15 protein-coding genes are annotated in these 19,608 nt (G+C 33.6%); 9 read left to right on the top strand and 6 right to left on the bottom strand.

Going from position 1 to position 19,608, the window contains the following annotated elements; genetic code table 11:
• Positions 1-108: 108 nt before the first annotated feature.
• The 3 genes from purE to QO182_RS12025 are packed head-to-tail and all read right to left on the bottom strand — an operon-like array spanning position 109 to position 2,390.
• Complete coding sequence (gene purE / locus QO182_RS12035) at positions 109-597, bottom strand: 5-(carboxyamino)imidazole ribonucleotide mutase (protein ID WP_371535417.1); 489 nt, start codon at positions 595-597, stop codon at positions 109-111.
• A gap of 49 nt (positions 598-646) precedes the next feature.
• Entirely contained in the window at positions 647-1,804 is a 1,158-nt protein-coding gene (locus tag QO182_RS12030; protein ID WP_371535415.1) for a 5-(carboxyamino)imidazole ribonucleotide synthase, read from the bottom strand.
• A gap of 55 nt (positions 1,805-1,859) precedes the next feature.
• Positions 1,860-2,390, bottom strand: a complete 531-nt coding sequence (locus tag QO182_RS12025) for a hypothetical protein (RefSeq protein WP_371561825.1) — start codon at positions 2,388-2,390, stop codon at positions 1,860-1,862.
• A gap of 112 nt (positions 2,391-2,502) precedes the next feature.
• On the opposite strand from QO182_RS12025, the gene hpt reads away from it, so the two are divergent.
• The 4 genes from hpt (at position 2,503) to obgE (ending at position 6,207) form a co-directional block, all read left to right on the top strand.
• Positions 2,503-3,033 (top strand): hypoxanthine phosphoribosyltransferase, encoded by a 531-nt coding sequence (hpt, locus tag QO182_RS12020; RefSeq protein ID WP_371535411.1) that lies wholly within the window; start codon positions 2,503-2,505, stop codon positions 3,031-3,033.
• Positions 3,034-3,055: 22 nt separating this feature from the next.
• Positions 3,056-3,628: an adenylate kinase gene (locus QO182_RS12015; protein WP_371535408.1), complete on the top strand. Its 573-nt coding sequence runs from the start codon at positions 3,056-3,058 to the stop codon at positions 3,626-3,628.
• A 201-nt stretch (positions 3,629-3,829) separates the two neighbouring features.
• Complete coding sequence (locus QO182_RS12010; RefSeq protein WP_371535511.1) at positions 3,830-5,053, top strand: hemolysin family protein; 1,224 nt, start codon at positions 3,830-3,832, stop codon at positions 5,051-5,053.
• A gap of 152 nt (positions 5,054-5,205) precedes the next feature.
• The gene (gene obgE, locus QO182_RS12005) at positions 5,206-6,207 is read left to right on the top strand and encodes a GTPase ObgE (RefSeq protein WP_371535406.1); all 1,002 of its coding nucleotides are present in this window, start codon (positions 5,206-5,208) and stop codon (positions 6,205-6,207) included.
• Between the two features lie 69 nt (positions 6,208-6,276).
• Here obgE and QO182_RS12000 read toward each other — a convergent pair whose 3' ends face one another.
• The 3 genes from QO182_RS12000 to QO182_RS11990 form a co-directional block, all read right to left on the bottom strand.
• Positions 6,277-12,780 carry an MG2 domain-containing protein gene (locus QO182_RS12000; RefSeq protein ID WP_371561823.1) on the bottom strand — a complete coding sequence of 2,168 codons (6,504 nt, stop codon included), beginning with the start codon at positions 12,778-12,780 and terminating at the stop codon, positions 6,277-6,279.
• A 134-nt stretch (positions 12,781-12,914) separates the two neighbouring features.
• Positions 12,915-13,376: a DUF962 domain-containing protein gene (locus QO182_RS11995; protein WP_371561820.1), complete on the bottom strand. Its 462-nt coding sequence runs from the start codon at positions 13,374-13,376 to the stop codon at positions 12,915-12,917.
• A 246-nt stretch (positions 13,377-13,622) separates the two neighbouring features.
• Complete coding sequence (locus QO182_RS11990) at positions 13,623-14,612, bottom strand: glycosyltransferase family protein (RefSeq protein ID WP_371561818.1); 990 nt, start codon at positions 14,610-14,612, stop codon at positions 13,623-13,625.
• 187 nt (positions 14,613-14,799) lie between these two features.
• Here QO182_RS11990 and QO182_RS11985 point away from each other — a divergent pair, with 187 nt between their 5' ends.
• From QO182_RS11985 to QO182_RS11965, 5 genes are all read left to right on the top strand, one after another.
• The gene (locus tag QO182_RS11985) at positions 14,800-15,504 is read left to right on the top strand and encodes a tetratricopeptide repeat protein (RefSeq protein WP_371561817.1); all 705 of its coding nucleotides are present in this window, start codon (positions 14,800-14,802) and stop codon (positions 15,502-15,504) included.
• A 51-nt stretch (positions 15,505-15,555) separates the two neighbouring features.
• On the top strand, positions 15,556-16,911 hold the full coding sequence (gene murC, locus QO182_RS11980) for a UDP-N-acetylmuramate--L-alanine ligase (protein WP_371535393.1): 1,356 nt from the start codon (positions 15,556-15,558) through the stop codon (positions 16,909-16,911).
• 541 nt (positions 16,912-17,452) lie between these two features.
• On the top strand, positions 17,453-18,145 hold the full coding sequence (radC, locus tag QO182_RS11975) for a DNA repair protein RadC (protein ID WP_371561816.1): 693 nt from the start codon (positions 17,453-17,455) through the stop codon (positions 18,143-18,145).
• A gap of 9 nt (positions 18,146-18,154) precedes the next feature.
• Positions 18,155-18,844 carry a YjjG family noncanonical pyrimidine nucleotidase gene (locus QO182_RS11970; protein ID WP_371561814.1) on the top strand — a complete coding sequence of 230 codons (690 nt, stop codon included), beginning with the start codon at positions 18,155-18,157 and terminating at the stop codon, positions 18,842-18,844.
• Between the two features lie 2 nt (positions 18,845-18,846).
• Positions 18,847-19,608 (top strand): hypothetical protein, encoded by a 762-nt coding sequence (locus QO182_RS11965; RefSeq protein ID WP_371561812.1) that lies wholly within the window; start codon positions 18,847-18,849, stop codon positions 19,606-19,608.

The raw sequence follows: 19,608 nt of genomic DNA, 5'->3' as shown, positions 1-19,608 counted from the left end.
AAATGCGTAATCATACTTGACTTTTCTTTCCATAAAAATACCCCCAAATAGTGTCTAACTTTTTGGGGGCAGTGCATAATAGGAAGCCTTTGTTTGTATAAGGGAATGTTATTTTTTAAGTAAACTTTCTGATGCGATAATTACAGATTCTTTTAGTCCTAATTTGTATGCTATTACTTTATCTAAGATTTTTTTGTCGTGGCTTCCAATGATTTGAGCGGCTAAAATCCCTGCGTTTTTAGCTCCGTTTAAAGCAACAGTTGCTACAGGAACTCCTCCTGGCATTTGAAGAATTGACAGGATACTATCCCAGCCATCAATAGAGTTGCTTGATTTAACAGGAACTCCTATTACTGGAAGTGGAGACATTGAGGCTACCATGCCAGGTAAATGAGCTGCTCCTCCAGCACCAGCAATTACTACCGAAATTCCGCGAGTGTGTGCGTTTTGACTAAAATCGAATAGTTTTTCAGGTGTTCTATGTGCCGAAACGATATCTACTTCAATATCGATTCCGAAACCTTTTAATACTTCGATGGCTTCTTGCATTACGGGCATATCAGAGATACTTCCCATTATTATTGCTACTTTGCTCATTGTGTTTTTTGTTTGTAGTTTTATGTGTTGAAACGCTGCTGTAAACTGATTACTGCAAACTGATCACTCTAATTGTGTTTTTAACGTCCTCTGCAATTTTTCGTGCTTCTTTGATGTCGCTATTTACGATGGTTACGTGTCCCATTTTTCTAAAAGGACGTGTTTGTTTTTTACCGTAAATATGTGGTGTAACACCATTCCATCCTAATATTTTTTCGATATTTTCATATACTACATTTCCAGAATAGCCTTCTTCACCTACTAAATTAACCATAATTCCGGCTACTTTGCTCTCCGTGTTTCCTAATGGCAAGTCTAAAATTGCGCGCAAATGATTTTCAAACTGTGAAGTGTAACTGGCTTCTATCGAATAATGTCCTGAATTATGAGGTCGTGGCGCCACTTCGTTGATTAGAATTTCATCGTCTTCTGTTTGAAACATTTCTACAGCTAACAAGCCTACATGGTTGAATTTTTCAGAAACTTGCAAAGCGATTGCTCTCGCTTTTTCGGCTACTTTGTCATCAATTCGTGCTGGACAAATAACATATTCTACTTGATTGGCTTCTGGGTGAAATTCCATTTCGACCACAGGATAGGTTCTGATTTCCCCTGAAGGATTTCGACAAACAATAACTGCTAACTCGTTTTTAAAGGGAACCATATCCTCAGCAATGCATTCTACGTTTGGAAGGTGGTCTAAATCTGAGATTTGTCGGATTACTTTTACTCCGTTTCCGTCATATCCAAATTCAGTACATTTCCACACAAAAGGCATTCTTAATTTAGAATCAAGGATGTCAACAATTAAGCTTTTAAGATTGTCGAAGCGTTTGAAATCTGCGGTTGGGATATTATGCTCTGAATAAAAAGTTTTTTGAATGCCTTTATTCTGAATCAGTTTTAGTGTTTTTGGGGAAGGATATACTTTTAATCCTTCGTTCTCTAATTTTACTAATGCGTCGAGATTAACGAGTTCAATTTCGAATGTTAAAACATCGACTTTTTTCCCAAAATTATAAACGGTATCAAAATCCATCAAATCTCCTTTGAAGAATTGATCACAGGCAATTTTACAAGGTGCTTCATCGCTTGGATCCAGAACATAGGTTTGTATGTCAAATTTTCGAGTGTCAAACAAAAGCATTTTGCCCAGTTGTCCACCACCTAATATTCCTAGTTTAAAATCAGAAGAAAAATAATTCATTGTGTAGTTGTTTGTTACTGGCAAAGATACTTTATATAGGTCAAATGCGAAAATGCTATTTTATTTTCTTCAATATTTCTCTGGCTACTGCTTTGTAAGCGGAAGAATGTTTGTGGTAATCGTCAGTAAGAATACGCTGTAATTCAGGATAAATCCAATTGTGTTTTTTACCTAATTCATACAAAGCCCGAATGGAATAAGCTTTTGTAGCTACTTTTCGGTCTTCGCTAATAAGCCAGTCAAAGCAGCTTTCGGTAATTTGTTGTTCTTGTAGGTCAGTTAAGGTTAAGTGCTTACTTAGGAACATACAAATTTTTGAAACAGCACGCGTAGCACTTTCGTTTCTAAATTTTGAAAGGTTAATGCAAAATATAGGAAGATGGTCCGTAATAAGATGGAGCTGTTTTTCCAGGACTAATTCAAGAATCCAGCAGGCTTTGTAGTGGTTTTTGTCAGCAGTGTCAAAAGCAATTGCTAATAGATCAGGGAATAACTGTAAATCAGTCAAAATAAGGTGTACGTTTTCGTCTCGACTTGCACGATAGGCAGAGCTATTTACTACATTTTTATAAAGTTCGCTGTTCATCTATGGTCAAAAATAGCTAATATTTTTAATTGTACCATATTCTTATAGTTTTAAAAATGAATTGGCAACTCAGAAATTCATACCTTTGTGAATTATTTTAAATAGGATAATAATGATTCAACTTCACGATAAACAATTTGTTCCATTTATTTCTGCCAAAGAAATAGATTTTGCCATCACAAAAATGGTACAACAAGTGGAAGACGATTTTATAGATGAAACACCAGTATTTATAGGGGTTTTAAACGGCTCTTTTATGGTAGTTTCTGACTTTATGAAAAAATATACAAAACCCTGCGAAGTAAGCTTTATAAAAATGGCTTCTTATGAAGGGACTTCTTCAACAGATGAGGTGAAACAATTAATCGGTTTAAACCAGGATTTGACTGGGCGATCAGTTGTTATCATTGAAGATATTGTAGATACAGGTAACACCTTGGTTGAGCTAAAAGAATTGTTCAAAGCTCAAAATGTAAAACATTTTAAAATAGCGACTCTTTTCTTTAAACCAGAAGCATACAAGAAAGATATTAAGATTGATTATGTTGGAATCAGAATTCCAAATAAATTCATAGTAGGTTTTGGTCTTGATTATGATGGATTAGGAAGAAATTTACCAGAAGTATATAAACTAAAAGAATAACTACAACTACTCAACACACATTATGATCAACATTGTTTTATTTGGAAAACCAGGAGCAGGAAAGGGTACTCAAGCAGAATTTTTGAAAGAAAAATATAAATTAACTCACATCTCTACAGGTGATGTTTTTCGTTTTAATTTAAAAAACGATACAGAGTTGGGTAAACAAGCCCGTGTTTATATGGATGCAGGAGATTTAGTGCCTGACGAATTGACAACTAAAATGCTTATTGATGAGGTAAATAAACATCCAGATACTAACGGTATTTTATTTGATGGTTATCCTAGAACGATTTCACAAGCAGAAGCACTAGATGCTTTTTTAACTTCAATCAATTCAAAAGTTGCTGCAACTATTGCCTTAGAAGCTGATGATGAGGTTTTGGTAAAACGTTTGCTGGAGAGAGGTAAAACAAGTGGAAGAATTGATGACCAAGACGAGGATAAAATCCGTAATAGATATCAAGAATACAACGAGAAAACAGCTCCTTTAATGCAGTATTACAATGATCAAGGAAAGTTTTATGCTGTAAACGGAATAGGAAGTATTGAAGAAATCACGGATCGCGTAAGTACTGTTATAGATAATTTGTAAGAAGCAATTTCCAGCTGTACGCTACAAGTACTTGCTTATAAAACTATTTTCTAAGTTATAAAAAGAGCTTCCTTTGGTCGCTTTTTTCTATCAAGAAAATCAAAGTTTTTTAAGCTTCGTGCTTTTCACTACCATCTGGGCTAAAGAAATATGGAGATACTAATCATACTTTTTCTAATTCTATTGAATGGAGTTTTCTCCATGTCGGAGATAGCATTGATATCTGCGAGAAAAAACAGATTAGAAACATCAGCAAAAAAAGGGAATAAAAGTGCTCAAGCCGCATTGGATTTAGCTAATGCTCCCAATAAATTTTTATCTACTGTACAAATAGGAATAACCTTAATAGGGATTCTTACAGGTATTTATAGTGGAGATAAAATAACAACAGATGTACAAACATTCGTTGCTGGCTTTGCAGTATTACGACCTTATGCTTCTTCCATAGCAGTGGGAGTTGTTGTAGTAGTGTTAACTTTTTTCTCATTGGTTTTAGGAGAATTATTACCCAAGAGAATTGGACTAAACCATCCTGAGGCGATTGCTAAGAAAGTAGCGATGCCCATGAAGTTTGTTTCGATTATAACGGCGCCTTTTATTTGGTTATTGACGCATTCAACAGAGTTTTTATTAAATGTTTTAAATATAAAACCTACAGCTGACGGAAAAGTAACCGAAGAGGAAATTAAAGCCATCATTAAAGAAGGTACTGAAGGTGGAGAAGTTCAGGAAATAGAACAAGATATTGTAGAACGTGTTTTTCATATTGGTGACCGAAAAATAAATTCATTGATGACCCACAGGAAATCAGTTGTTTTTATACCGTTGCACTCAGGAAAAAGCGAAGTTAAGAAATTCATGCTCGAGGAGTTACACTCTATATATCCTGTATATGATAAGGATGATGATGATATTGTAGGGGTTGTAAACTTGAAAAATATCTTTGCTCATATAGATGATGAAGATTTTAACTTGAAAGATATTATGACTGATGCTCCTTTTATGATGGAGTACACTACTGCTTACAAAGCCTTAGAGAAGTTTAAGATAACGGGGATTCATTATGCTTTTGTGTCAGATGAATATGGCGTTTTTCAAGGGGTAATTACTTTAAATGACATTCTGGAAGCATTAGTAGGAAACGCTTCTGATTTCTATAAAGATGAATATCAGTTGATCGAAAGAGAAGACGGAACTTGGTTAGTTGATGGGCATTATTCTTTACATGATTTTCTAACGTATTTTGAGTTGGATGATTTGATAGGGGATTATGATGTAACTACGGTTAGTGGTTTAATAATGACCGAACTTTCCCATATTCCAAAGCAAGGTGAAAAGTTAATCTGGAACAAATATGAGTTGGAAGTGATTGACATGGACGGAATAAAGATTGATAAAGTAATGGTGAAGTCATTGCGAAAATAAAATAGTGTGCGGTATTTATAGTGCTAAAAAAGCGCTGAATATTGTAGCTGAACATTGAATAATAAAAAGAGGACAGAAGATTTGAAATTAAAAGGAAGACAGCCAGCAGCTGTTAGGTGCTTTAGATCAATGTCGAAGTAAAAGAAAAGATTATGACTGAAGGGAACTTCGTAGATTACGTAAAAATATTTGTTTCTTCTGGTAAAGGAGGAAAAGGATCTACGCATTTGCATAGAGAAAAATTTATTGAAAAGGGAGGTCCTGATGGAGGTGATGGAGGTCGTGGAGGACACGTTTATCTAGTTGGGAATAAAGGACTTTGGACTTTGTTTCACCTTAAGTTTGCACGTCATATCAAAGCAGGAAATGGTGGAGATGGTAGTGGAGATAGAAGTACAGGAGCTGATGGTGACGATAAATTCATTGAAGTGCCCTTAGGAACTGTTGTAAAAGACAAAGAAACTGGGGAAACCTTGTTTGAAATCACCGAAGATGGGGAAAGACAAGTGTTGTCTAGAGGTGGTAAAGGGGGTTTAGGAAACTGGCACTTTAGAAGTTCTACAAACCAAACACCAAGATATTCTCAACCTGGATTACCGGGATCTGAGATGGATGTAATTTTGGAACTTAAAGTTTTAGCAGATGTAGGTTTAGTAGGTTTTCCAAATGCTGGGAAATCAACGCTATTGTCTGTTCTAACATCGGCTAAGCCAAAAATTGCTGATTACCCGTTTACAACTTTAAAACCAAACCTTGGAATTGTAGCTTACAGAGATTTTCAATCTTTTGTAATTGCTGATATCCCTGGTATTATTGAAGGTGCTGCAGAAGGAAAAGGATTAGGACATTATTTCTTGAGACATATCGAAAGAAATTCAACACTGTTATTCTTAGTTCCTGTTGACACACCAGATATTAAAGGAGAATATGATATTTTGGTAAACGAACTAACAAAATACAATCCAGAAATGTTGGATAAAGAACGTCTTTTGGTAATATCAAAATGTGATATGCTGGATGATGAATTGAGAGCAGAATTAAAAGAAGAATTAGATGTTTCCCTAAAAGGAGTTCCTTATATGTTTATCTCGTCTGTTGCCCAACAAGGGTTAACAGAATTGAAAGACAAATTATGGAAAATGTTGAATGATTAAATAGTCTATCGCTATAAAAAACTAAATCCGTTTCAAGTAATTGAAACGGATTTTTGCTTTTCTATTGATTTAGTTCTCCACTTTTACTTGGATTCCATTGCTGTGACTGGTAAATTCAGGAGCATACATACTTTGAATTGTCGTAATTCCGTTAGAGAAATTTCCTTTGTTATTTACCCTTACATCGTATTCTAAGACGTAAGTTCCTTTATTGATTTTGTCAAAAAAGAAATGTGTTGCCGCATCTTTTGTGCTTTTATAAAATCCTAAATTATCTTTGTATTGGTAACCGGATAAAACATCAACGGGTTCAAAACAGGAAGCTCTCATGTCTTTTAAATGTACAAATTCCATATCTTCTTTTGTCGAAATGATTAATCGTACGGTAACTAAATCTCCAATAGTCAATTCTCCATTTATTTTAGTTAAAACAGCTTCTGCAGCATTATTTTTTTTTAAATACAATTCCTTCGTAATTGATAAACTGTTATTGTTATCATTTTTAATTTTATCTAAATCTTCAAAATACTGCCAATAGACACCGCCATATCCAGGAACATTAGATTTATTGTTAATGCTAATAGTTGCCATTTCTTTTTTAATTTCATCGGCTTTCCAGTTGAGTTTGAGATAGCCTGTTTCTGCTTCTTTTTGATTTTCTGCGAGCTTTTTAGTAAGTATTTTCTCGTCTCCTATTTTGATAACTGTATTGTCTTTTACGCTCAGCCAGTCTGAACCTTGCATTAGTAACGCATAGACGGCCTCGGTGGTCGATTTAGTAGTAGGCCAATTTTTAATTTGTTTGTTCTTTAGTAGCCATACTTTCATCGCATCAACTGATTTATTGTCATTAGTCACTTCGGCAAAAGCTTCAATCAACAACGCTTGAGTTTCTATAGGCGCTTGATACCAATACCAGCCCGCTTTATTTTCAATCCAATACATGCCCCAATCTTCATTATTAGAAGCCGTTTCTTTTAAACTTTCAATAATTTTTTTGGCCGCAGCTTTTTCTTCAAAACGATTTAATGTCAAAGCGGCTAATCCTTTTTCGTATAGTGAATAGGTAAGCCAATTTGTTTTTATATTCTCAATATACAGCGAAGTTGCTTTTTTCAAAGTATCCGTAACAGGATTGCTTTCTAAGTAGAAACTACGAGTGTATAAATAGTGCAAATCAGAATTCGGATTTACCCAAATTAATTTGTCTGTCTTTTTTAGATTTTGAGTTCTTATTCTGTGATTGCTTAAAAACTGTTCGTCTAAAAATGGAATTGCGGTCGCTGCAATTTGAGTGATTTTTGCTTTATTATCTTCCGTTGGACTTAGTTTTAACAAATGTCCTAACCCAGCTAAAATATGACGGCTGATATATTCGTTTGGCTCGTTTCCACCAAACCAAGTAAAACCTCCAGACGCAGTTTGTTTCTTTTTCAGTTTTTCAAAAGTGGCATCTTGTGAACTTTTCATTTTTTCTAAATCAAATAACAAAGCCAAGTTTTTCTTTTTTTCTTCCTCGCTTTGTGCGTCTTTGATCCATGGTGTTTCTGCTAAGATTAATGATTTAAGTTCTTCGTTTTCTTCTAGTTTTGAATGTGGTTTTCCGTCTTTTTTCCACGATTCAAAAACAGCGGCGATTTGAGGATTGCTTGTAATAATTGTAGTTGCTAATGCATTTGCATAGAAACGAGCAAACGTTTGTTCTGAAGATTCGTGTTCAGAGTCCATTAAATAAGGCAAAGATTGGAGGGCAATCCACGTAGGGTTTGAGGTGTATTCTAAAGTGAATTGATGGTTTCTAAGTGTTGTTGAATTATTGTTTTTTAAATTTTCAAAGGTGTACTCTTTTTTCGAATTTTCTCTAAACCAAATAGGCATACTCTCCGTCACGAGGATTGAATTAGTAAGCACAGGCAAAATGTTTTCTTCGCCATCAGAATAGTTACCAGACTTTGCTAAAACTTTGTATTGTACACCTTGTAATCCCCCAGGGACGTAAATATTCCAACTCACAGTCGTATTGCCGTAAGCTGAAACAGTATAATTTTTCACGTTTTTTTCATTCAACATTTTTACGTCAATAGACTTCATTGTTGTTGCATCAAACAATTGCAGAACTGCTATTCCTGTTTTAGGTTCTTTAGTCAGATTTGCAATTTTTGTTGTGATTGTGATGCTGTCTTTTTCTCTAAAAAACCTTGGGAAATTCGGGGTTACCATGATGTCTTTTTGGGTAATAACGATTTTTTCTAAATATCCTGAAACTGCATTTTTATTGTGCGCCAGTAAGCGAAGTTTCCATGCTGTGAGTGCTTCAGGTGAATTAAAGTTGAAGCTCATATTTCCTTTATGATCTGTTTTTAAATGAGGATAAAAGAAAGCTGTTTCTGATAGATTTTTTCTGGCTTTGACATTTGCCAAAGCCGCAAGTGATTTAGTAGTGGTGATTATTACGACTCCGTTTTCTGCTTTTTTACCGTAAATACTGATTGCTTTTTCTTTTTCTAAAAATTCAATGGTTAGGATGTTTTTATAATCTAATGCTTCGGCTTGATTTTGAGTTGCAAATTCAGAATCAATAATATAAAGTGCATTTGCAATGTCTTGATTTTTTGTTGCGTTTTTTATCATGATTCCAGCAACACGGCTTTCAAGTTTAAGGTCTGTGCCTGCAGTATTGTATATTTGATTGTCTTCTTCTACAATCGTATTAGCTGGAGAAACAGACAGCACTGCTTCGGCGCTTGCTTTTCTGTCTAGTATTTGAGTAGAAGATCCTAGTGAGTTTTTTTTTACACCGCCATAATTATATATAATCACTTCTTCTTTTAAGTCACTAGGTCCTCCTTTTAAAGTAATATCAATCGCTTTTTTGTCAATGAGGATAGTTTGCGTTTTCAATCCGATATAGGCGAAAGTTAAGGAGTCTCCTTGTTTAGCATCGATTTCATAATAGCCATCATAATCACTTGTTACGCCATTTCTTTTACCCTTTACAGTAATGCTTACGCCAGGGATAGATTCTCCGTTTTCATCTGAAATATATCCTGAAATGAGTTTGCCGTTGACTTGTCTTGGGTTGTTTTTATAAAGATATTTTTGATATTTATTTAGGGTATAATAATCTTTTGGGTTAGTGAAATTAAATCCAAACCACATTAATTGAGTTGTTTCCTCTTTCAAGTAAGTTGAGCTGGCTCTTGGATTTAGATTTCGTAATGTTGAATAAGTTTTGTTAAAAGCTAATTCATCTCTAAACTGAATTTGGTTGTAACTATATTGATTTGTATTTAGAGTATTCCAGTACCCTTTCTGGATTTGATCTAGTGAACTGTCATACATAGAAGCAAGTACCTCCGATTCTACGGAAGTGTTAGTTGCCGCCAATTTAAAAGACCAGTTTTCTTCACTTCCTGGCTGAATTTTGTTCCTAAAGCTTTCTACAGAAAAATCTAATTTTTTCTCTTGTTCCTTTAATAGCATATCGATTTCCCGGTTGAAATATTGATTTTCAAATATTGTTTCCAGACCAATTTTCAGTGAGTTTTTAAAACGCTTTTCTAAAGGTATTTTTACGGTAAGTTCATTATTTTTTAATGTTTTATTTTGATCATAAAAGAGCACGTTCTCATAAAATCCCATAATTTTAAAATATTGATTAGAGTTTATAGCTCTAATATGGAGTAGTACAAAGCCATCCTTTTTTGGGTTGTCATTTAGTTGCTCAACTGTAAATAATTTATTGAGATTTAATCTTTCAGTACTCTGATTGATTTCAATAATTGCTTGACTTTCCAGAGGGAAGTTATTCTCCTCTTTAGCAGTTAAAATTACTTTGTAAAAACCAGATTTATAATTTGAGATAAAGTCAAGGGCAATATTTTTATCTTTCTCAGTATCTATGTTTCGAGAATAAACTAGTGTTCCTACTTCTTTTCCGGTTATGGGTTTGTCATTATTCTCGAAAGGGAATAGTTTTGCAAACTCAGGTTTTTCAATAGATTCAATTTCTGGAATAGGCCAGGTTCTTGATTTTATTTTGTTTGGAAATTCCTTGATGTAGTATAGATTTATTTCTCCTTTAACGGCTACAAACTGATCGTTAAGATTTTTGCTGCTTATTTCTAAAGTGTTTTTGTCTTTGGTGTTGATTTCTTTTGGTGCATTTATTTTTAAGTTGATTGTATGATAACCAACGTTGATTGTATTAGTTGAGGAATGTGTTTCTCCATTGATATCTGTAACATCTGCAGTTATACGATAACTAAAAACGGGTAGATTCTCTTTAGGGAAACGGTCATCGGCTTTTGCAAGAAAGTCGATAATGAATTTTCCAGAACCATTAGTCGTTGTCTCTCCAGTCCCAATTATTCCACCTTGCCCCCTATTGCTATAAATATTTTGGTTATTATTGTAAACTTCATAGGAAATTCTATAGGTTACTTTTGAATCAGAAATGTTTGCTCCTGAGAACGATTTTGCAGTTCCTTCAACTTGAATGTTTTGATTTATTAAATAATTCTGCTTATTAGGCTCAAAATAAACTTCAAATTTGGGACGTTTGTATTCTTCTACTCTAAAATTAATTCTTGAGTTTTCGAACTTCACTTTGTCCCAAAAAAGATCCTCGCCTTCAGTGTTATCTGGCCTTTCTGCTTCAAGTGTCATATAGCCAGTCAAACCATTTTTTGGGAGTAGTACTTCCCCTGAAAAAGAACCAAAAGAATTAGTAGTCGTTTCAAAGCTTTGGATTTCTTTATTGTTATCGTCTTTAAGAATAATTTTTAATAAAACATCAGGGACAACTTTTGTTTTTGTTTTTTCATTGTCTTCACTAAAAGCAATTCCTTTGTAATAGACTGTTTGGCCTGGGCGATAAATTGCTCGGTCTAAATAGAACTCCAGCTTTGCTTTAGGATCTTCTTTAACGTTGGTTTTATTGTAATTATAAGCTCTTTTGTAGGTGATTAAGGAGTCGTTTTCTTTAGTGATTGTGAGCTCAAAGTTATTGTAGTTATTGTCTCCTCGTTTAAAAAAAGCATCGCCGTTTTTATCTGTGATTAATTCAGTGTTATTGAATTTTATACTGGCGTTTTCTATCGGTTTTCCAGATTGGCGATCTAAAACTTGATAGTAGTCGGTGTTGTTTTCAAAACTAGTCAGTACTGAAAGGTTACTAACCATAATGGTTTGGTATGCAAATGCTTTTGTGTTTTTTATGTCAGACTCACTTTCAAAATAAACCATATAAGTACCAATCTCGAGTGGGGGCAATACAATTTCGGTAGTATGATTTAAATAATCATTTTTATTTGTTAGCGCGTAATTAAGGCTTTTTACTAAAGGATTTTTTTCAATGATACCCGCAGCAAGACTATCTCTTTCCTTTCGCCAATTGTTAAGTATTACTAATGTGGTATTGTCTATTTTAAAGAAGGAAACACTTAGGTTATTTACATTTTTGTAACTGATGAATGCTCTTGTATTTTCGTTTTGATAACTATTTGCAAGAAGCTGTACGTTAAGTTCTTTTTCTTCGATATTTTGTTTTTTTTGACCGGCTAATTTGTATGCATTTGATCTGTTTTTTATAATAAGTATACTGTCGAGTAATGTGATTGCTTTGATATTGTAATCAGGGTAAGCATCCTTTGAGGCTAGTTGTGCATATAAATTAGCTTTTTCAAGTTGTATTGTTTGTTGGGTTTGAGGATCGCTGTTTTGATATTGAACTTTTTCTAAAGCATTTAAATAATCGGTGCCACTTTGAATTAGATAGGTATTGCAAAATTGCATACGTTTGAACCGATTGATTAAAGAGTTGGCTTCAGACTCTTTAGTCTGGTAAAATGAAATTAGTTTTCTGGAGATAGAATCTTTTACAAAATCTAGATTTAGAGCAATAAAGTCATTTGAATTCCCAAATAATTGCTCTTTGTATTTCTTGTAAATGCTCGTTTCTGCATTCCAATAATTTAATCTTTTTGAATAATAACTTATATTTTCATTTAGAAGATATTCATATAGCGTTAGTTCATTTAATTTTTCATCAGAATGAGAATCAAATAAAGACAGATAGGATTGTAAGGGTGTTTTTTTGAGAAGGTTTTCGTTTGCAATACTATTTTTATAAGCAAGGTCTATTTGAGATTTAAAATTTTCGTTAGACCATAACAGGAAATTACTGCTTAAACTATCAGTGGTTATTCTTGATTTTAATTTATAACTATTCTGGTCATAATAATCGGCTAAACATTTACCATAAACAAAATTCAATAACGCTTTTGATGGTTCTGAAACATTATTTATTTGCTGCTTAAGATTATTTAGTATTTTGGTTTGGGCATTTTCTTCTAGTGTTTGAAGGTATTTAGAATTATAAAAAAAACATTTTATAATCTGTGGTTCATTACTTCTAGCAACGGCTGTTTTGTATATCTTATCGACTAAAACATTGGCTGATTTAATTTTGCCTTCTTTTTCTAGACTAATGACGGAATTCCATTTTTTGTCATATTGTTGACCAAGAACGGAAAGAGAACTAAATAGTAAGAATAAAAATATTTTTTTCATAAGATATCAAATAGTAATAAAACGTTTTTCTTACGTGAATTTAATACTATTTATCTTAACTATGCTTTTTTGAGGTTTATTTTTGAGCTATTATCACAGCGGTGTTGTACTTTTTTTCTTAAAGTATATAATTTTTAATTCATTTTAAATACGGAGTGAATAACCCAAGCTGGTCCAATAAGTAAAAACTGTAAATCTTTGATAAAAGAGGGTTTCTTCCCTTCAATCTTGTGACCGTAAAATTGACCAATCCATCCTACCGTAAAGACCGCAATTGAAAACCAGAATAATGGTAATGATTGAGCAATAATGTAATTTACAATGAGACAAATCGTTGTGAAAACAAGCATTTTTAACCCCATTATTATGGATAATCTAAAATAAAAAAACAGCACAAAAACTAAAACTATAAAAGCCCAATTAGCTAAAACGGGATGTATTGAAGCTAGTGGATTTAGAATTTGACTTGGAATACTCATAAAAAGTCCAACTACCGAGAAAAAGATTAAAGGAACACAGATGTAATGGATTTTTTTATTGGTTAAGTTTTTATGGCTCACGCTATATTCTTCAAACCATTCATTTAATGTTTTCATGTGTTATTTTTACTATTGCAAGCTAATTTAATAAAAAAATTAGAAAACAATTGTTGTTTTGGCTGATTTACTGAATTATTATTAGTTAGGAGAATTATGATCTTATGCGAGTTGGTTTTTTGGATGAGGGATAGTAGTGGAAATCCTTTTTTGAGGTTTTTTTACCTCAAAAAGATTGTAACATATAGCCCGACCCTCCTTTTTTTGGAGGGGCAGCCCCTGAAAACAAATTGATTTAATATTGTTTTATTCTTTGTAGGTGTCAAATAAATAGTCAAGTGTTTCTGGGATGTTGTTGGCTTTTATGGTTGGGTAGAGGATCTCTTTGTCGAGCCAGCTTTCAATAATTAAGTTAAAGTCATCTTCAACATTATAAACAACGGGAACGCCAAGTCTTTTTAAAGCTGCGGCATTACATTCTTGTTCGTAATGATTGCGAATAGGTATACTAAGGATTTTCTTTTTAAGATAAAGCGCTTCTGCTGGAGTTTCAAATCCGCCACCTGTAATTATTCCTTCGCAGTTGATTAAGCTTTTATTGAATTTTTTTTGATTGACTGGATAGTAGGTAATATTTCTAATCGTGTAAGGTGATTCTACATCATTTAAAAACCAATGAAAATGAACATGGTTTACTTTATTGAACGCTTTTTCTAAGCAGTCTTTGTCAAATGAAGGCAGGTAGACTGTAATGTGCCCTAAGTTTTTTGGCTCTGCTTCTATAATTTGATCCTTGATAATAGGAGGACGAATAAAGCTGTCGTAATTTTTAAAATGCAATCCAATGTTTTTAGGAGAAGGGGCGTAGTGTTTGAGAATCATTTCGCCCATAAAGCTTTTCTTATTGGGTCTTGGAGTAGCCTTAGAAATGAAACTGGCTTGATGTCCAAATTGTACTGAATGTACATTTTGTAATTTACAGGCTAACGCTGTTATCGAGTCAAAATCGTTGATTATTACGTCATACTCTTTTAATGGTAATGCATCAGCATCTTTATACATTTGGCGTGGCCTGATATTTGTAAGTGTATTCCAATAATCGAGACCGCCGCATTTGCTGTAATGAAGACTACAACCTTTACTTTTGAATTTTATTGGTAATTTTATGTCAAGACTAGCATTATTGCCGCTTAAGAAGAAATCTACGGTGCCATATTTAAGTAGGTAGGGATGTAATTGTGTAGCTCTACTGATGTGTCCGTTTCCGGTAGCTTGAATAGCATAAAATATTTTCATTTCGTAAAGCTTGTTATAATTAATTAAGAAGGTGGATTAACTTGTATTAATGCTTTACGAAAGTAGTTTGCAGATGTTATGTTAAGGTTTTTTAAAGTTTTCTATTGTATTATAGTTTTCTTTTTAAATTGGGGTAAATTTGGTTTTTATCTCAAGTAGTAATATTTTTATACCTTATTTTTGAAAAATGAAACAAATTCTATTTCTATTTTTATTCTTTCCAATGATGATTTGGTCGCAATCTAATTTTGACAAAGCTGAAAAACTATTCAAAGATGGAAAGTATGAACAGGCACAGCCTGTCTTTGAAGCACTGTTGAAAACGGATTCGTCTAATTTAAGAATAATAGAATGTTTAGGTGATATTGCGGGAAGTCGCAAGTCGTGGGAAGAGGCCATAGGGTATTATGAAAAGCTGAAAGATTTAAAACCTACGGAGGCAAATTATTTTTACAAATACGGTGGAGCGACTGGAATGCGTGCTTTGGAAGTTAATAAATTTAGGGCGCTTGGAATGATCGATGAAATCAAATCATCCTTTGAAAAAGCATTACAACTTGACCCAGGACATATTGATGCCAGATGGGCTTTGGTCGAACTTTATATTCAATTGCCAAGAATTGTGGGTGGGAGCGAAGGTAAGGCAATACGATACTCGAATGAACTCTTGAAATTGTCTCCTATAGATGGCTATATGTCAAGAGGGCGTATCGAAGAATACTTTAAAAGATATAAGTCAGCAGAGTTACAATACAAAAAAGCAATTGCCGCAGGAAATTCTGTAGAGAGCTATCAAATGCTTGCGGACTTATATAAAAATAAGATGAATGAACCAGAAAGAGCCAAAGTAATCTTAGAAGAGTTCAAAAAGAAAAACCAAGCGATTAAATAGAAAATCAGCTGGTTGAATAGATATACAAACGGATAATTGAATAAAAAATAAATGAGAACACATTTTATCGCCATAGGAGGAAGTGCAATGCACAACCTTGCATTAGCATTACATAATAAAGGGTATCAGGTAACGGGAAGTGACGATGCGATCTTTGAACCTTCTAAATCACGTTTGGATAAAAAAGGAATTTTGCCTGCTGAGATGGGTTGGTTCCCAGAAAAAATCACAAATGATATTGAGGCGGTGATTTTGGGGATGCATGCTAAAGCGGATAATCCAGAATTGTTAAAAGCGCAGGAGTTAGGGCTGAAAATTTATTCCTATCCAGAGTTCTTATACGAGCAGTCTAAAAATAAAACGCGTGTTGTTATCGGTGGGTCTCACGGGAAAACAACTATAACATCGATGATTCTTCACGTCATGCATTATAATGATATAGCGGTGGATTATATGGTAGGGGCACAATTAGAAGGCTTTGATACGATGGTTCATCTTACAGAAGAAAATGATTTTATCGTTTTAGAAGGGGATGAGTATTTGTCATCGCCAATAGATAGAAGACCTAAATTTCATTTGTACCAACCTAATATTGCTTTGATATCTGGAATTGCATGGGATCATATCAATGTCTTTCCTACCTATGAGAATTATGTAGAGCAGTTTGAGATTTTTGTAGAAAAAATTACACGCGGAGGTATTTTAGTTTATAATGAGGAGGATGCAGAAGTGAAACGTGTGGCCGAAGCAGCAATAAGTCCAACACGAAAATTAGGCTATACTACTCCAAATTATAGAGTGGAGAACGGAATAACTTTATTAGAAACTCCTGAGGGAGATATGCCTATTGAAGTTTTTGGAGGGCATAACCTAAATAATTTGGCTGGTGCCAAATGGATTTGTCAAAACATGGGTGTTGATGAAGCTGATTTCTATGAAGCGATTGCGAGTTTTAAAGGAGCTTCAAAACGATTGGAAAAAATTGCTGAAAGTAAAACTACAGTAGCCTATAAAGACTTTGCTCATTCACCAAGTAAAGTGGCTGCGACTACCAAAGCTGTAAAAGAACAATATCCGGATCGAACTTTAGTAGCTTGTTTAGAATTACATACTTACAGCAGTTTGAATTCAGAATTTTTAAAAGAATACGAAGGAGCATTGGAATACGCAGATGTAGCCGTGGTTTTCTATTCGCCCGATGCGGTTAAGATCAAACAACTTGAGGAAGTGACTTATGAGCAAATTGCTACTGCTTTTAATAGAAAAGATTTAATTATCTATACAAATCCAAAAGACTTTAAAGATTATTTGTTTAATCTAAACCTTGAAAACTCAGCGTTGTTGCTAATGAGTTCAGGAAATTACGGCGGATTGAATTTTGATGAGGTAAAAGAATTGATTGAGTAATACAGTTTGTAACAAAATAGTAGAGCCAATTGTCAATTTGATAATTGGCTTTTATTTTTTGTATTTATAGTATTCTACACTTTAAAAATTAAATAAATAATCAGCGAGAACTCAACCTCTGCCGATTTTATGTGCTATTAAAGTTCGCTTTGTGCCAACTGATTTGTTGTTGGTTATAAATCCTATATTAAGTGACTTTTTAGTTTAAATAATTACATTGGTACTTACATCTTTATCTGTAGCAATATCAACAGAAAGTTATTCAATCGAAATATCTGGAATTATAGATTATTGAAGGATTAATTATGGATAGTGCTGCATCTGATAATTTTTGTTCAAAGGGTTTTGTAGTTGCATTTTTGACAATTAGCGAGGCTTTGTTTCCTTCTTATTGACCGCAAGAATAAAAGGATAGAAAGGTTGTGGTAGCAATAGTGAATTTCATTTTTTTATTTTAAAGTTATGGATATTTTTGACAGGGGTTTAGTTAAGTTCCTTTTTTTGTGTAGTTTAGCTAAATAACATTGATACAAAAATTAGTATGGAAAAAAATAATTTTCCAATTACACATTGGTCAGAAGACGATAGGCCAAGAGAGAAGCTTATGCTTAAAGGTAAAAGCGCTTTGAGTGACGCTGAACTAATTGCTATATTGATAGGGTCTGGAAGTCGAAGCGAATCAGCAGTGGAATTAAGTAAAAGAATTTTGGCGGGTGTAAATAATAATCTTAATTCGTTAGGGAAGCTTTCTATAGCACAATTAATGCAGTATAAAGGAATAGGCGAGGCAAAGGCTATTTCGATAATTGCAGCCTTAGAATTAGGAAGACGTAGGAGGTCAGAAGATGCCGTAGATTTGGTTAAAATCACTTCCAGTAAAGCTATATTTGAATTAATGCAGCCGCTTATAGGCGAATTACCACACGAGGAATTCTGGATTGTGTATTTAAACAACTCAAATAAAGTTTTGTCAAAAGCACAGTTAAGTAAAGGCGGAATTACTGGAACTTTAGTAGACGTTCGTATTGTTTTTAAATTAGCTTTAGAAATAGGTGCTACGTCATTAATTCTGTGTCATAATCATCCTTCAGGAACATTAGTTCCTAGCGAAGCTGACAAGCATATAACTAAGAAATTGAAACTTGCTGGCGATAGTTTAGAAGTTAAAGTTTTAGACCATTTGATTATTACTGAGGTAAATTATTTTAGCTTTGTAGACGAAGGAATATTTTAAAAATTACAAATGAAGATTACAAATATTAGCGATGTGTTCTTTGACTTAGACCACACACTGTGGGACTTTGATAAAAACTCAGAGATAACCTTTGCAGGTATCTTTCAAAGAAATCACCCCACAGTAGAAATTAATACGTTTATCGAAAAGTACGTACCAATAAATCAGGCGTGTTGGAAATTGTATCAATATGATAAAATTTCGCACCAAGAGCTGCGTTATAATAGATTGAAACATTCTTTTGATGCAATCAATTATTCTATTTCTGATGAGCAAATTGAAAGTATTGCTCAGGAGTACATACAGATGTTACCAGATAACAATCATCTTTTTGATGGGACTTTTGAGATTTTAGACTATTTAAATAAAAATTATAAACTTCATATTATTACTAATGGTTTTGCCGAAGTGCAACAAAGAAAAATTACAAATTCTAAGTTGCATGATTATTTTCATACCATCACAAACTCTGATATGGCAGGAGTAAAGAAGCCTAATCCTATTATTTTTGAATATGCATTGGATTTGGCCAAAGCCAAAAAAGAAAACAGTATTATGATAGGGGATTCCCTAGACGCTGACGTGCAAGGAGCTCTTGATATGGGACTTGATGCTATTTTCTTTAATGAAAAGAAGACCCAAGTGGGGAATGATATAAAACAAATAAACCATTTATTAGAACTTAAAAAATACCTTTAATTATGAGAAAATATATTTTATTACTGCTAATCGTAGCAGGGAATTTTGTTAATGCACAATCAGTAAATAATTACAAGGCAGTTGTTGTACCTGTGAAATTTGATTTTTTGAAATCAGAGAATGCATATCGTTTAAATACATTGTCAAAGTTTAATTTGAAAAAAGCAGGATTTGAAGCTTTTTATTCGAATGAACAAATGCCAAAAGAATTTGTTAAAAGATGTGATTTACTATATGTGAACGTCGAAAAGGAAGGCGGATTTTTAGTTACAAAACTTTTTATAACCTTAAAAGATTGCGAAGGAAAATTAATCTTTCAGTCAGAAACAGCTAGAAGTAAAGAGAAAGATTATGAAACGGCATATGTGGAATGTTTAAATCAAGCATTTGAATCAATTTACGCTTTGCATTATAGTTACGCAGGGTCAGCTAAACCACTTACTGTCGGAACTGTAGTTGCGGAAGAAGATATACCTGAGACAATTATCAAGGAGGAGCCAGTTAAAAATAATGTGACAGCGGTAGTACAAGAAGTTGCAAACGCAACCGACATATTATACGCGCAACCTATAGAAAACGGATATCAATTAGTAGATGCAAGTCCTAAAGTAGTTATGAAAGTTATTAAAACATCTAGTCCGTCAACTTATATTGCCTCCAAAGGAGAAGTTCAAGGGGTATTAGTTTCTAAAAATGGAGCATGGTATTTTGAGTATTATAAAGATCAAAAGCTTATCTCAGAGAAAATTGCGGTTAAGTTTTAG

Origin of the sequence: Flavobacterium sp. Arc2 (assembly GCF_041431385.1) — a bacterium.
Taxonomy (GTDB): Bacteria; Bacteroidota; Bacteroidia; order Flavobacteriales; family Flavobacteriaceae; genus Flavobacterium.
Note: the sequence above shows the minus strand (reverse complement) of the source record. Positions and strands in the feature narration are given on the sequence as shown.